Annotated in this window: 13 protein-coding genes; 7 read left to right on the top strand and 6 right to left on the bottom strand. The window is 63.5% G+C overall.

The annotated features are described in order from the left end of the window. Positions 1–8 precede the first annotated feature (8 nt). Positions 9–1,226, bottom strand: a complete 1,218-nt coding sequence (locus tag ACTXG5_RS25715; RefSeq protein WP_445161467.1) for a fatty acid desaturase family protein — start codon at positions 1,224–1,226, stop codon at positions 9–11. Continuing rightward, positions 1,226–1,444 (bottom strand): hypothetical protein, encoded by a 219-nt coding sequence (locus tag ACTXG5_RS25710; RefSeq protein WP_445161466.1) that lies wholly within the window; start codon positions 1,442–1,444, stop codon positions 1,226–1,228. The genes ACTXG5_RS25715 and ACTXG5_RS25710 overlap by 1 nt, the downstream gene beginning before the upstream one ends. A gap of 504 nt (positions 1,445–1,948) precedes the next feature. Between ACTXG5_RS25710 and ACTXG5_RS25705 the strand changes: the two genes are divergently transcribed. The 3 genes from ACTXG5_RS25705 (at position 1,949) to ACTXG5_RS25695 (ending at position 3,851) form a co-directional block, all read left to right on the top strand. Further along, positions 1,949–2,284 carry a hypothetical protein gene (locus tag ACTXG5_RS25705; RefSeq protein WP_445164594.1) on the top strand — a complete coding sequence of 112 codons (336 nt, stop codon included), beginning with the start codon at positions 1,949–1,951 and terminating at the stop codon, positions 2,282–2,284. Positions 2,285–2,323: 39 nt separating this feature from the next. Then, the gene (gene mug / locus ACTXG5_RS25700; RefSeq protein WP_445161465.1) at positions 2,324–2,875 is read left to right on the top strand and encodes a G/U mismatch-specific DNA glycosylase; all 552 of its coding nucleotides are present in this window, start codon (positions 2,324–2,326) and stop codon (positions 2,873–2,875) included. Between the two features lie 145 nt (positions 2,876–3,020). After that, on the top strand, positions 3,021–3,851 hold the full coding sequence (locus ACTXG5_RS25695) for an LLM class F420-dependent oxidoreductase (protein WP_445161464.1): 831 nt from the start codon (positions 3,021–3,023) through the stop codon (positions 3,849–3,851). A gap of 13 nt (positions 3,852–3,864) precedes the next feature. Here ACTXG5_RS25695 and ACTXG5_RS25690 read toward each other — a convergent pair whose 3' ends face one another. Together ACTXG5_RS25690 and ACTXG5_RS25685 are read right to left on the bottom strand one after the other, a co-directional pair. Continuing rightward, on the bottom strand, positions 3,865–4,746 hold the full coding sequence (locus ACTXG5_RS25690; RefSeq protein ID WP_445161463.1) for a hypothetical protein: 882 nt from the start codon (positions 4,744–4,746) through the stop codon (positions 3,865–3,867). Positions 4,747–4,812: 66 nt separating this feature from the next. After that, positions 4,813–6,630, bottom strand: a complete 1,818-nt coding sequence (locus tag ACTXG5_RS25685) for an NAD-binding protein (protein WP_445161462.1) — start codon at positions 6,628–6,630, stop codon at positions 4,813–4,815. A gap of 314 nt (positions 6,631–6,944) precedes the next feature. Here ACTXG5_RS25685 and glnA point away from each other — a divergent pair, with 314 nt between their 5' ends. After that, entirely contained in the window at positions 6,945–8,381 is a 1,437-nt protein-coding gene (gene glnA / locus ACTXG5_RS25680; RefSeq protein ID WP_445161461.1) for a type I glutamate--ammonia ligase, read from the top strand. 224 nt (positions 8,382–8,605) lie between these two features. Here glnA and ACTXG5_RS25675 read toward each other — a convergent pair whose 3' ends face one another. Further along, positions 8,606–9,928, bottom strand: a complete 1,323-nt coding sequence (locus ACTXG5_RS25675; protein ID WP_445161460.1) for a cytochrome P450 — start codon at positions 9,926–9,928, stop codon at positions 8,606–8,608. Positions 9,929–10,241: 313 nt separating this feature from the next. On the opposite strand from ACTXG5_RS25675, the gene trhA reads away from it, so the two are divergent. From trhA to ACTXG5_RS25660, 3 genes are all read left to right on the top strand, one after another. Then, positions 10,242–10,940 carry a PAQR family membrane homeostasis protein TrhA gene (gene trhA, locus ACTXG5_RS25670; RefSeq protein ID WP_445161459.1) on the top strand — a complete coding sequence of 233 codons (699 nt, stop codon included), beginning with the start codon at positions 10,242–10,244 and terminating at the stop codon, positions 10,938–10,940. 47 nt (positions 10,941–10,987) lie between these two features. Continuing rightward, positions 10,988–13,024 (top strand): glycoside hydrolase family 172 protein, encoded by a 2,037-nt coding sequence (locus tag ACTXG5_RS25665; protein ID WP_445161458.1) that lies wholly within the window; start codon positions 10,988–10,990, stop codon positions 13,022–13,024. Positions 13,025–13,172: 148 nt separating this feature from the next. After that, positions 13,173–14,066: a DUF808 domain-containing protein gene (locus ACTXG5_RS25660; protein WP_445161457.1), complete on the top strand. Its 894-nt coding sequence runs from the start codon at positions 13,173–13,175 to the stop codon at positions 14,064–14,066. Here ACTXG5_RS25660 and ACTXG5_RS25655 read toward each other — a convergent pair. After that, positions 14,063–14,707, bottom strand: coding sequence for a DUF732 domain-containing protein (locus tag ACTXG5_RS25655; RefSeq protein ID WP_445161456.1), 645 nt, complete (start codon positions 14,705–14,707; stop codon positions 14,063–14,065). The two genes, ACTXG5_RS25660 and ACTXG5_RS25655, sit on opposite strands and share 4 nt — an antisense overlap. Positions 14,708–14,712 lie beyond the last annotated feature (5 nt).

The following is a 14,712-nucleotide window of genomic DNA, read 5'->3' as shown; positions in this document are numbered from 1 at the left end:
GCGGCAATTCAGACGGTGGTTCTCATCGAGAATTCGCGGCGACTTGCCGGGGTGGGACCTGTGTCGTTCCCGACGCCTGTTCGGGCGGGCCTTTTCGCGAGGCGGCGAAATTTCTTTTCAGACGCGGTCTCAGGAGCGTCATCGGAGGTGGCTCGCAAAAACCGGTCTGGGAGAGCCAGTTTGACGATCGTGCGCAGCACCAGCAGGTATTGGCGGGGTAGCGAGCCGGTGGTGTAGGGCAGGTCGTATGCGGCACAGACGGCCTGCACCTGCCTCGCGACTTGAGCGTAGCGATTGCTGGGCAGATCAGGGAACAGATGGTGTTCGATCTGATAGCAGAGGTTTCCACTCATGAACGCGAGTACCGGTCCAGCGTGAAAATTGGCGCTGCCCAACATTTGTCGCAGATACCACTCAGGCTTAGTCTCGCCGTCCAGGGTCTCAGGCGTGAACTTCTCGGCGCCGTCGACGAAGTGACCGCAACAGATCACTGCATATGCCCATAGGTTGCGCAGTAGGTTGGCCAATGCATTCCCGGCCAGGACGCGCCGCCAGCGCCGCCCTCCGAGCGCCGGGAACAACAAGTAGTCTTTGGCCGTCTGACGCACAATTTTCCGGCGCATATCCCGGGCGCAAGCGGATTTTTCGGCGTCAGTCTGCGCGCGATCACGTTCGGAGTGCAACCCGTGCAGGGCGATACCCCATTCGAACACAATTGCCAGCACCAGATGCCGTAGCGGCTGCACCAAATTGCTCGGTTTCCACTGTTGGTCACGGGTGACCCGCAGAACGCCGTACCCGAGGTCGTCGTCGATGCCGACAACGTTGGTGAAGACGTGATGGCGGTAGTTGTGCGAGTACCTCCATTGCGAGGACGGCCCCGCCATGTCCCACTCCCAGGTGGTGGAGTGGATTTCGGGGTCATTCATCCAATCCCATTGACCGTGGCCGATGTTGTGGCCGAGCTCCATGTTCTCGATGCTCTTGGCCGTGGCTAGGGCGAGCGTTCCCAGCATCCACCCGGTCCTGGTTCGGCTGGCGCCGATCGCGATGCGGGCGGCGAAGTCGAGGCAACGTTGAAAGGCGATGGTGCGCTGGATATAAGCCCTGTCGTTCGCGCCGCGCGATTCCTCGATGTCGAGACGGATCGCATCCAGTTCGAGGGCTAGCGCCTCGACGTCCGCGGCGCTCAGATGGGCGTATTCGGCTACGTCTGCGATGGCCATCAGTGCCGTACCTGATGATCGGAGGAAGAGATCTGCTTGCCGGCTCCGACCGTCTGCCCCCGCCGGTGAATGACGGTGCGCGTCCGAGCATGGCCCAGTGTGACCAGCAGATCACGCATCGCGGGGGCATGCGCACCCAGCGAATAGCCCTTGGCTGGCGGGTCGGACAGGCCATGGCCGCGGCGCTGGGTGACAGTCCGCTTTAGACGCCTTTGCATTGTGAACTTTCGCGAGGGAAATACCGAATTGCCTGGTTGCGAGCGATCGCTCTCAAGTTGCCTCTAGGGGCGATATGTTCCAGGCCGGCTGCGCTGTCAACCAGCAATCACTGTACTCGTGATCGGTGTCGGCTCGCGTCGGGATCGGGGGCCCACGATTGCGTGTCGGTATGGGTTGTGGACCATCTCGGTGCTTGCTCCGAGCCGCGCGGTTCGCTGATCGGCGGCGCAACCGTGAGGTTTGCTCGCGGCCCGCCGTCTGACCGGGTTGAGGTGAAGGGCGTGGCCTCCCAAAACTGGCTAAGCTTCACGGCGCAGTGCCGCCGACCGGGAGGGGGTCATCGTGGCCGATGAGCTGGACGTAAATCTCGTTGCGCTGCACGTTGGGAGCAACCACGTGCTACAGGGGAATTCTTGATGAATACGGACCGCGTCTTGGACGATAAATCTGCAGAACTTCAGACCGAGATAGATCGGTTGTCGGAAAAGCTGGGAGTCCAGCCCCTGCTCGTCGGATTTCGCACAAAAGATGGTCTGAACATTTACGTTGCCGACGATGGCTCGTATCACTTCACTTTCTATGAGCGAGGGGAACTCGGTTTCGACCGGTCGGGCTCTCTCGATGATCTTCTCTACTGGTACACGGAAGGCGTGGTTACGACCCAAGCGGCCAAACGGGTGGGAGACCGAGCAGAACGCTTTAAATACGAGTACCGGGTGCTAAGTCTCTTCGATGCTGATTGGGCCAAGAGAAATGTCCGGGAGACTGCAACATTATTTCGCCGATGCGGACAGCCAGAGGACATTTCGTTGCTGCCCGACATCGGCGAAGCGCTCTAACGCAATGGCGGTTGACACATGCGCGGGAAAGGCGATTCGGTGACGGGCTTTCCGCCCGACGTGCTCACCGAGGATCTCGACGTGATCTTTTGCGGCATCAACCCGGCCTACAGCGCCGCTGTCGACGGGCATAACTTTTCTCACCGCAACAACCGATTCTGGGCAGTGCTGCATCTCGCGGGCTTCACCGATACGCAATTGCGACCCGAAGACGAACAGCAGTTGTTGCAGTATGGCTGTGGAATCACCGCAGTTGTGGCGCGGCCTACCCGGCAAGCAAGCGAGATCACCGTTCAAGAGTTCCGGCTGGCACGGCCAAGTTTCGAGGCCAAAATCTGTCAGTATCGGCCGCGGGCGACTGCCTTCCTGGGAAAGCCCGCGCTCTCGGCGATGACCGGCGACTCCCAAATCGACTGGGGCCCACAGCCAACCGCATTCGCTGGGACCGAAGCCTGGGTGCTTCCCAACCCGAGCGGCCTCAACAGAGGCTTCACGCGCGACGCGTTGGTAGTTGCCTACGCCCAGCTGCGGTCAGCTCTGCCGGGCCGCCAACATAGGACCGGCGACACCGATATGTCACGGAGAGGCTAGTTCATGCACGCCTCGGCAGGCGGGGCGCTGCGGTCCATCGCCGCAGCTGGTACCTCCCGTTGGCGCCTCACCGGGATTAGCGGCGTGCGTGTGGGTGTTGGTTCTTCGGCAGACGGCAGATTAACGGCGGCAGATAAGGGTGAGTATGAAATTCGGAATCTCAACGTTCGTCAACGACGACACCATCGACACGATATCGCTGGCTCGCGCGATCGAAGAGCGGGGATTCGCATCGCTCATAATCGCTGAACACACGCACATTCCGGCAAGTCGGGAGTCTGCCTACCCGCTTGGTGGTGAGCTGCCATCGATCTACTACCGCACCCTGGACCCGTTCGTGACATTAGCCGCGGCGGCAGCGGTCACCTCGTCCATCGAGTTGTTTACCGGGATCGCCCTGCTGATTCAGCGCGATCCGATCGTCACGGCAAAGGAGGCCGCCAGCATCGACTTGATCTCCGGCGGCCGCTTCGTGTTCGGCGTGGGCGCCGGCTGGAACATCGAGGAGTTGCGCGACCACGGCACGGACCCCAAGACGCGAGGCGCACTACTGGATGAACGCATCGAGGCCATCAAGGCGTTGTGGACGACCGAACCGGCTGAGTACCACGGCACGTACGTCAACTTCGACTCTTCCTACAGTCGCCCCAAGCCGGTTCAGAAACCGCACCCGCCGATCTTCATTGGCGGCGACTCGAATGCCACGGTCAAGCGGGTCATACGCCATGACGCCGGTTGGATATCCAACCCGCTGCCGGTGGAGCGGCTGACCCAGCGCATCGATCAAATCCGTGACGGCGGCGGACGCGACGTCCCACTGGCGATGTTCGGCTCGCCGGCTGACCCCGACTATTGGCAGGCCATCGAGGGCTTGGGTTTCGACCGAGTGGGCCTGTTGCTGCCCACCCGGCCGCTGGACGACTCGCTTCGATTGCTCGACGACTACGCCGCAAAGGTGGCCAGCTACCGCGGCTAACAGGGCCGCAAACTCAAGGTCGGACGATCCGACGTGCGGCACGGGCCAATCGGGAAGGTTGGAACCGCCAGACTTCGGCGTCATCGATGTCCCATGCGTAGCTTGGCGTGTCATCAGTCAAGAGGTCGCGAAGCGCAGGATGGCCGAGCTCATCCGAGGACCAGTCGTAGAGGTGACCCCATCTCGGCTGGATGACTCCGACGTCGAGCAAGTGACCGAACTCGTGCTCGAGCGCGATGTACATTTCCACGTCGTCCTCCAGCGGATAGCGGTCCGGGAGGATGCGCGACAGCGACAGGAAGATCCCGGTCATACCCAAGCGAGGGTCACCGAGGAGTCGCCCAAACGGTGCGAGCCAGCCCAGCGCCAGTCGGGGCGCGGCCACGAGGGCATGGGCGTAGAGCACCCGGATCAGGACGACGTTGATAAAGAACCGTTCCACCCGCGTCTCCCGACGGGCGAGTTCCTCGTTGGCCAAATAGGCCGCGGCGATTGAGGCGTTGTGCGCGCGGTACCAGTTGCGTGCGGTTGGTTGCCGAATGAATTCCAGGTGGGTGCGGACCGAGGGTGAGCTGGGCTCGCCGGACTGGCCGAACGCGATCGCCCGGGCCTCGGCGGTGTCGCACAACAGGATTTCGTTCACTGCCCGCCACCACGGGCTGCCCGGGCGGGAGTGCTCCTGGGGGTTGAGCAGGCCACGGCGCAGCTGCCACCCCATGAACGCCGACGCCGCGCGCCGGTAGGGCAAATAGCCCCGGTCCACACCGCGCGGTACCTCATACATCCGGCGCAGTAGGGCTAGCCGCGCCGCCGGATCGTTCCGCGCGGCCGCGACGAGCGAACGCGCGTGTTCGGCAGCCGAAACGCGCGACTCATCCGGGTTGTCAAAGGGCATGTTCATCCGCTTCCCCAGGCACCGCCGACCGTCCGACTATATTTGCCCCGCGACCAGCGCCGCGACTCAAGCCTCGTGGTCGGGCGCCCATCTTGGCGGGCGCACGTCCGGCCTATGGGCCGAACGCGCCGCACCCACCGCTGAACGCGCTGCACCCACCGAACGCGCCGCGGCCAGCGTTGCCGCGCGCTCACCGTTGATGGCGGTCAGCGGCGGAGGCTGGCCCTTGCGCAGCGTCGCGATCAGCTCGCGGTAAGGGCCGATGACATAGACGGTGTCGCCGGCTTTGAGTCGGGCGTCGCGGCGGGGGCGCAGCCGAACCGGCCCTTCCGGTCGAGTGATCGCGATGACGCGCGTCTGGGTCGACAAATCCATCATTCGCAGGCCGTCTAGCTCGCTGCCCCCCGCCACCAGCATTCCGCCGACCATGAAGGAGCGCTGCCCGACCCAAAACGTGCCGAGTACCTGCAGTCCCATCGCCGCGCCGATGAACCAGGGCGCTGCCAGATCGACGATCGATCGCACGTTTTCGAAACCGAACTGCCGATTCACCGCAGTGCCCAGCGCGCGGCCTTGAACACGCATGACGATCGGCACCTTGGTGTCGGACCCCAAAATCTCCAGCAAGACGATCCCGGTCTCGATGTTCTCCATGTCGTCCCCAGTCACCACCGCCACTCCGCGGGCGTGGTCGACGCGTGCCGATTCCAGCGTCTGGCGCATCGCTGAATCTCCGAAAATCACCGGCACATCGAGTTCCGCCACGGTCGACAGGAACCGGTTGTTCTCGTCCGGTTCGATGACGAGGACGTCGTAGCCGGCGGCGGCCAGATCATTGACGACGCGGACGCCAATGGAACCCAGTCCCACGACGACGATGTGGTCGCGCATGTGGCGTGCCCGCCGGAGTCCCGCCGTCTGGACGAAGCGGCGCGACAGCATCAGATCCGCGAGAAACGCCACCAGGATGGCGGTGACGATCGCGCCGCTAAACATCAATCCGATAGCGAACAGGCGCAGCAACGGGGGTTGTTGAGTGAAGTTGAATTCGCCGTAGCCCACGGTCGTGATCGTCTCGGAGACGAAGTACAGGGAGTCGATCCACGACATCCGCGGGTTCTGGTAGGTGAGGCGCACCACCGCTGTCGATCCGAGCGTGAGAAACAGCGCGAATGCCAACGAGGGCAACAGGAACGGGTTCACATCGTCCCGCATGGCGCGCGCGCTATCGATCGCACGGCGCACCCGGGAGTGGCGAGAGCGCGTCGCGGTCGGGGGAGGCACCGTGATCCCGCGGGCCTCTAATTCGTCTTTGACGCCGATCATCGAGGTCCAGTCGCCGGCGTAGACCTGTAGATCCCGACCCGGACATGGCACCACCTCACCGGGGGTGGGCGAGTTCTTGCCGTGGACCACCGCCACCGGTGCCAGGTCGGCGTGGATCTCGCGCAGCGTCGCGTTGTACCGAGCCTCGGATCCCCAGACGACGAATTCGATGCCGGCCGTGTCGAACTGGTGTGCGTTACGTGACAGAACCGCCTCGACGAGGGATGGTGCCGCGAGGTCGGCGACGTCCAAGATCGCGCCGGGGCCGCTAACGGCGGTCACCGCTTCGCGCAGCACGCCGTTGGCCAGACGTGCCACCACGCGTACACTCGGGCTGTATTCTCTTGCTAGTAAGGCGATTTCGAGATTCACCGCGTCATTGGGTCCAGCGCAGACGACGGCGCGCGCGCGATGCACCCCGGCGCCGAGGAGATCGGCGGCGGTGTTGATCTTGATTATCCGCGCCCCGGCGCCCCTGAGCTCCTCGGCAATTGTCTTCGACAGCGCGTCGTCACCGCTGACGATGATTTCGCGATGGAATTGAAAGGTCTCGCCCATTTCGCGCGGTCGTTCGTTCGCGTGTCGCCGAGGTCGATCGCGAAAACTAGTCGACAGAGGACTGCCGTACGTAGTCCGGCTGTTCGTCATCCGACTGCGGCTCTGTGTTGTGCGGCATGATTACTCCGACCTCTGCTGGCGCCAGCGTTCACTGGTTCATATGACTATCGGCCACAATGCCGGATAGTGCCACCGGAGGGCGCAACGGCGTTGTCCTATTGAGGCGCAACAGGTTCGACTTGAGCTTGTCACGCGGACGAAATAGTTGAGGCGTAGAAAGCGCTGTCGCGCCATTGCTAACGAAGGAGCATTCCTTGTCCGAAAAGACGCCCGACGACATCTTCAAGCTCGCCAAGGATGAGAACGTTGAATATGTCGACGTCCGCTTCTGTGACCTGCCAGGCACCATGCAGCACTTCACGATTCCGATTTACGTCTTCGACGAGAACGTCTTCGAGGACGGCTTGGCCTTCGACGGCTCCTCGATTCGTGGCTTCCAATCGATCCATGAGTCCGACATGCTGCTGCTTCCCGATCCGGAAACTGCGACCATCGATGCGTTCCGTGCCCACAAAACGCTGAACGTGAACTTCTTCGTGCACGACCCGTTCACCTTCGAGCTGTACTCGCGCGATCCGCGCAACGTCGCCCGCAAGGCGGAGAACTACCTGATCAGCTCCGGCATTGCAGACACCGCCTACTTCGGCCCGGAAGCCGAGTTCTACATCTTCGACTCGGTGAGCTTCGATTCGCGCACTAACGGCTCGTTCTACAAGGTGGACGCGACATCCGGCTGGTGGAACACCGGAGAAGCGAACGAGTCCGACGGCAGCCCCAACCTCGGCTACAAGGTCCGCCCCAAGGGCGGGTACTTCCCGGTCGCCCCCACGGACCACTACGTCGACCTGCGCGATGACATTCTCACCCACCTGACCAACGCCGGCTTCTCTCTGGAGAAGGGCCACCACGAGGTGGGGAGCGGCGGACAGGCCGAGATCAACTACAAGTTCAACACATTGCTGCACGCGGCGGACGACCATCAGATGTTCAAGTACATCGCCAAGCAAACCGCTTGGCAGGCAGGTAAATCGGTGACGTTCATGCCCAAGCCGTTGTTCGGTGACAACGGCTCCGGGATGCACTGCCACCAGTCGCTGTGGAGGGACGGCGTCCCGTTGATGTACGACGAGACGGGCTACGCCGGCCTTTCGGACACCGCCCGGCACTACATCGGCGGCCTGCTGTACCACGCGCCTTCGCTACTGGCCTTCACCAACCCGACTGTCAACTCCTACAAACGCCTGGTTCCCGGTTATGAGGCGCCGATCAACTTGGTCTACAGCCAGCGCAATCGCTCGGCGTGCGTGCGGATTCCGATCACCGGCAGTAACCCGAAGACCAAGCGGCTGGAGTTCCGTTGCCCGGACTCGTCGGGCAACCCGTACCTCTCGTTCGCGGCCCAGTTGATGGCCGGACTGGACGGCATCAAGCACAAGATCGAACCGCCACCCCCGGTCGACAAGGACCTCTACGAGCTGCCGCCCGAGGAGGCCGCGGAGATTCCACAGGCTCCCACTCAGCTGGCGGCGGTAATCGACCGGCTGGAGGAAGACAGCGAATACCTCACCCAGGGCGGTGTTTTCACGCCCGACTTGATCGAGACGTGGATCAACTATAAGCGTGACTATGAGCTTGCACCGTTCAACCTGCGGCCGACCCCATACGAGTTCGAGCTCTACTACGACGTATAAAGCACGCAATTAGCCGGCTCGGAGGTTGTCCGGGGCTACAGTCCATCCGCCCCTTTGCCGGAACTGGCACGAGAGCTCCGCGAGGGATACCAGGCCTGTCGCCATCCCACAGCGTTCGAGCGGCTGCGCAAGCGTTTCGCTTCCTGAGCCCAGCCTTCATATTGCCTGGGAGGCAGGGAGTTTCAGGTATCGCGGTGCGCGGCAAAACATTTCGTAAATGATCGTTATGGGTTTTGGTTGAGGGACGGTGCTTCTCCCGCCGGCCTCGTTCGCAGTTCGGCTGTCAGGCGCTTGAACCCGTGCAAGGTGATCAGTTCGAGCGGTTCGGGCGTCTCGCGCAGGCTCAGGCTCGGAAACCGCTCGAATAACGTGCGCAGCGCGATGGCGCCCTCGATTCGCGCCAAGGCTGCGCCGAGGCAACCGTGTATGCCTGAACCGAACGCCAGGTGGTCTCGCGCATTGGGCCTGGTGATGTCGAACCGGCCGGGGTCCGCGAAGACGGCTGGATCGCGGTTGGCGCCGCCCAGCAACAGCATGAACATCGCGCCGGCGGGGATGTGCTCCCCGGCGATTTCGACATCACGGCGTGCGGTGCGCACGAGCATCTGCACTGGACTTTCGAATCTCAGAATCTCCTCGACCGCCGCCGGCCACAGCCCCGGATCCTCACGCAATAGGGCCAACTGCTGAGGATGTTCGAGCAGCAAAACGATCCCGTTTCCGATCAGGTTCACCGTCGTCTCGAACCCGGCGCCGACCAGAAGCGCGGCATTCGCCGCGAATTCGCGGTGGGTCAGCTCACCGCCGGCGGCCACGCGGCCGAACGGATGGTCGCCTGAGTTGCCCTCACGGGCCCGTTCGATGAATTGGGCGGCGTAGCGGTCGACCTCTCGAAGACGTTCGACGGCGTGGCGAAACGTCTTCCAGCTAGTACCGAAATCGAGCAGCGGGGCCAAGCTGTAGCCCCAATCGCGCACCTGTGAGTGCGCATCGTTTGGCAACCCGAGCAGCTCGGCGATGACCGCCACCGGCAGTTCCGTCGCGAAGTCGGCGACGAGGTCGGGCTGCGGGTTGCGCGCTAAATCATCGAGTAGTTCCCCTGTGATCTCTGCGACTCGAGTGCTGAGCCTATCGATGGCTCGTGGAGTGAAGCTCTGCGCGAACAGGCGCCGATAACGAGTGTGATCCGGGGGATTCGACATCAGCATCGCCGGGGGCTCCACCGGATTGGGCAGGCCCGGATCTGTTCGGTCCATCAACGCCGGGAATGGCTGCGATAGAGGCGCATTCGCGATGTTGGTGACCCCAAACCCGTCATCGCGTAACACCATCCGGCAGATTTCGTGGTCGGCGCTTACCCACACGAAAGGCCTTCGCACTAGGCGGCCCTGTTCCCTGATGTCTTCGACCAGGCGATACATCTCATCTCCGCGGGCCCGGCCCAGCAGAAACCGGGCGAGGGGTTGCCCGCGACGCGCCTGCACCGCCAAGAACGCGCGCGGCGCGCCGTACCTCACCATCCAGCGAGCCCAGATGCTCGTCTGCACAGCGATCCCCTTCCGGCGGCCGCGATGTCGATGGTCACATCACGCGTCACTGCCTGGCCCGCTGCGCGAACCCGACGGCGAGTCGTTGCCGGAACATATCATCGGTGCTCGTTGTACGTCGCACCGAGACGGGACGTTGCTGGACAGGCGGGTTAACGCGACCGCGTTTGCCGGCCTCATCGCGTGCCGTACACGCAATTCACAGGTACGACATAGTCATTCCTCACCGCAGGGCAGGACCATGTAGGGAGATCCAGGTTGGCCGGAGGATGACGAGCACGTAGCGACAATTGAGCCACGGGTCAGGGGGACAATGATTTACCAGGCCAATTCGGTTGCGCAGCCAGAACCCGCTGAGGGCGCTGTCGATGCTCTGACCAGGCCGCGCCTGCGCGGTTGGATCCACCTCTATTGCGCCGTCGGCGCCTTCTTTGCGGGAACAGTGCTGGTAACGCTCTCATGGGCGCTGGCATCCAAGCGGGCCGGGCACTCGACGCTGACATACGCCTTGGCGATTGTGGCGATGTTCGCCGTCAGTGCCATTTACCATCGCGTCCATTGGGAGTCGGAGGTCGTCAGAAAATGGATGAGACGGCTCGACCACTCGATGATCTTCGTGTTCATCGCCGGCAGCTACACACCGTTCGCCAGGCTGGCCATGCCGCGGCCGACAGGGTACGTGGTGCTAGCGATCGTGTGGGGCGGCGCGGTGGCCGGAATCGCGCTGACGCTGTTCTGGCCGTCGGCGCCACGGTGGCTCGGGGTGGCGCTGTACCTGCTGCTGGGCTGGGTGGCGATCTGGTACACCCCGCTGATTCTGCATAACGCCGGAGTGGCCGCGACGGTGTTGCTGGCTGTCGGCGGCGCGCTGTACAGCATCGGCGCGGTGTTCTATGGGCTGCGCTGGCCCGATCCGTGGCCGCGGACATTCGGTTATCACGAGTTCTTCCACGCGTGCACCGCGCTCGCGGCGATCTGCCAATACATCGCCATGTGGTTCGCGGTCTTCTAGAACTCATAGGCCCACGACTGCAGCGGAGATAAGTAGCCTTTGTTGCTATGCCGGTGGCCGCTCGGGCGTTGTCTGCGACGTTCGCATTACTGCTGGCGATTGCCGGCGTGGCTGCGGCAGGCCTAGCGCATGCCGAGCCGAGCAGTCCGGGACTGCGCGACAGGCTCGTCGGCTGGGACACCTACCGTCGATTGGATCGGCTGCCATATCTGAGTGCCGATACCCAGACTCTGCAGGTGTCGAGCTTCGATCGCAGCGGCGGCGATTTCGACATCTCCACCGGCAATAAGAACGGCACCGGTGGATGTTTGGCGTCCGGCGGTGCCGGCTGTGTGGTCGCGGAGGATCACGGTGCCGGAGAGGTCGATTCGATCTGGTTCACCCGCGACGGCGGCAACGTCCGGGCAATCGGCGCGATCCGCATCGAACTGGATGGCCAGACGGTGATCGATGCCCCATTGCAGTCGTTGGTCGACGGTGGTCTGGGTGCGCCATTCGTGTGGCCGCTGGTCGCGAACGCCGCGCAGTCGCCGGGCGGTGTCTACATCAAAGTGCCGATGCCGTACCGGCAGTCGATGCGGATCAGCGTCGCATCGCATTTGGAGTACTACCACGTCGACTATCGCCAGTTTCCGACCGCCGACGGCGTGAGCACCTTCTCGTCCTCGGATCCCGCGCTCGATGTGGTGGCCAGTCTGCGCGCCGCGGGTACCAGCGACCCAAAGCCGGCAGAACCCACTGCGGCGCATACCAATCGGGTTGTCGAAGTACCCGCGGGTGCGGGGGAGACGATTGCGCAAGCGGCCGGGTCGGGCATGATCTCCGCACTGCGCCTAGAGCTGCCGGAACCGACGGACGAACTCCTGACAGGGTTGCGGCTCCAGATCGAGTTCGACGGCCAGACCTTGGTTGATTCGCCGCTTGGCGAATTCTTCGGCGCCGGACTGGGCGCCAACGACGTGCGATCGGTGATGTTCGCCGCGACCCCGCAACCCGGCGGGTCGTTGTCGTTGTCGTGCTGGTGGCCAATGCCTTTCGCCCGCTCGGCCCACATCACCCTGGTCAATACGACCGGCGATTCCGTGTCGGGGATCGGCAGCGACGTCGTCACCACTCCCGACGCTCAATGGGCGCCCGCCTTGGCCGGCGGCCGCGCCGGCTACTTCACCGCCCGCTCGCATGCCGGACCAACGACCATCGGTCAGGATTGGCTGTTCGCCGATGAACACGGCCATGGCAAATTCGTCGGCGTCAACCACACCATCCGTGGCTCGCGGATCAAGACGTCATTCGGCGACGACGCCCCCTACTTCCTCGAAGGCGCCGAACGCGGCTACACGGACGGTTCCGCGTCGCCGCAGTGGTACGGAACCGGCACCGAGGATTTATACGAGGGCGGCTGGTATTTCAAGAACGGCACCCGCTACAGCGACCCACTCACCGGCCAGCCCGATCAACGTACGGCCACTGGCGGATGCGCGGACTACTGTGTCGCCGTCTACCGGCTCATGCTCGCCGACGCTATCGGCTACCATTCCGCGATTCGATTCGGCATTGAGCACGGCAAGCGCAACATGGTCCAACCCGACTACAGCTCAACGGCATTCCTCTATACCCAACCGAACGAGTCCACGATTTCCGGCGACGACGTCAACCCCAGCGATCCTGTCAGTCGATTCCTGCATGGCTACACCGACACCGACGCCGACGACCGAGTGTTGATCAGCCAATACGAGGGCGAGGATGACACCCGCACCATCGCCGGGTTGGTCCGCGCCACCCCCGCAGTGATCACGTTTCACGTCAACATCGATCCGGACAATCACGGGATGCTGGTGCGCCGTACCTCGGACCAAGACATCGGCTACCAGTCGGCAGATGTCGACGTCGACGGGGTCCCTGCCCGAAATTGGTTTCAGTCACGCAGCAACAATTCCCACCGCTGGCTCGATGACACCTATCTCGTGCCGGAGTCCCTCACCGCGGGCAAAACGCTCATCACGATCACGCTCACACCTACCCCCGACAGCCCGCCCTGGACCGCCAGCCACTACCACATCGACACACTGACGGGGAAAAATTAATGGGGATAAGGACTTTCGCCGAGCACGGATCTCAGCCGGTGAGGCGCCTTCGGACTGTCCCTGATCCGGGGGCCGGTGAGTCGGCGGGTGCGTGGGTCCGACGATTGCGACGACAGCGGGTACCCTCCAACGCCATGGCGGAGACGCGATGAGTGCGGGTCTCTTCGGGCTCCTCGACGACGTCGCGGCTCTGGCACGCCTGGCGGCTGCCAGCGGCCGCGCCACCGCCAAAGCGGCCGGTGTGATCATTGACGACACGGCCGTGACGCCGCAGTACGTGCACGGCATCGCGGCCGAGCGTGAGCTGCCGATCATCAAGCGCATCGCGATCGGATCTTTGCGCAACAAGCTCTTGTTGATCCTGCCCGCTGCGATGCTGCTCAGTCAGTTCGCTCCCCGGTTGGTGACCCCGATCCTGATGCTCGGTGCCGTCTACTTGTGCTACGAAGGCGCCGACAAGGTGTGGGGGAGTTTCCGCGGCCACGACGCCCACACGGCGCCGGCGGCTGAGGACGACGTGGTAGCCGGGGCGATCCGGACCGACTTGGTCCTGTCCGCTGAGATCATGGTGATCGCCCTCAACGAGGTGGCCGATCAGGCGTTCGTGCCGCGGCTGATCATCCTCATCGTCGTTGCCGTGCTACTCACCATCGTGGTGTACGGCGTCGTGGCTGTCATCGTCAAAATGGACGACGTCGGCTTGCACCTCACCTCGACCGCCTCTCGAACCGGACAGTGGCTCGGCCGGGGCTTGGTCGCGGGGATGCCGAAACTGCTGTCCGCGCTCTCGGGTACCGGGATGGTGGCGATGCTCTGGGTCGGCGGACACATCTTGCTCGACGGAAGCGATCACCTGGGCTGGCACCCCCTAGGGGACCTAATTCACCACGCGCAGAACGACGTTCGCCACGCTGTCGGGCCCGTTGGTGGTGTGCTGGCCTGGATGCTCAACGCCGGGGTATCTACGGTGATCGGGTTAATCGTCGGATTCTTTGCCTTCGCGCTGGTAGCGCTGCTGTCCTTGGCTCGGCGCGGTCGTTAGGGTCCGCTACCGACCAGGTTGCTGTTTTGCGGGCAGTAGGTGTGGACGGAGATGGTCACGTACGTGTCGGCGTCGTTACCGAGTGCGGGGTTGCTGGCCCGGAATGCCGCGATGATCTGCTGCACCGTTTCGCCCAGTCGGATGTTCTCGCACACCATCTTGCCGTTGTAGATCGCGGCGTCGGGATTGGCGAAGGAGATTCCCCGGTCGTTGAGGGTCTGAACGTACTTCTTGTCCTGATCCGGTGTGGACACGATCGATGACGGTGCGGCCGCCGATGCCGAAGCCGTCCCCGGTGCCGGCGGAGGCGGGCCATTCGTGGACGTCGGCGCGGCGGTAGGTGAGGGCGCTGCGGCTTTTGGATGTGTCGTCAACAGCGAGCGCCCCAAGATAATCGCGCCGGCAATCACCAGCCCGGCCACGACCAGGGCAGCGGCGGTGCGCCAGGTAGCGCGCCATGATTGGCGCCGGGGCGCCGGCTCGCGCGGGGTGTCGACGTCGTCGTCGCGGGACCACGCCAGCCCGGCTGAGTCCGGCGCCGCGGAAGTGGCCGCGTCCGGCACAGCGGAAGTGGGCGCGGCAGCGGTCTCGCTACCGTCGAGTCCGACGGTGTTGTCCGCAGCTGGTCCCGGCTCAGACATGACGG

The organism is Mycobacterium sp. Dal123C01, assembly GCF_052566995.1.
The sequence above is the reverse complement of the archived record's forward strand: the minus strand, read 5'-3'. Positions and strand labels throughout refer to the sequence as shown.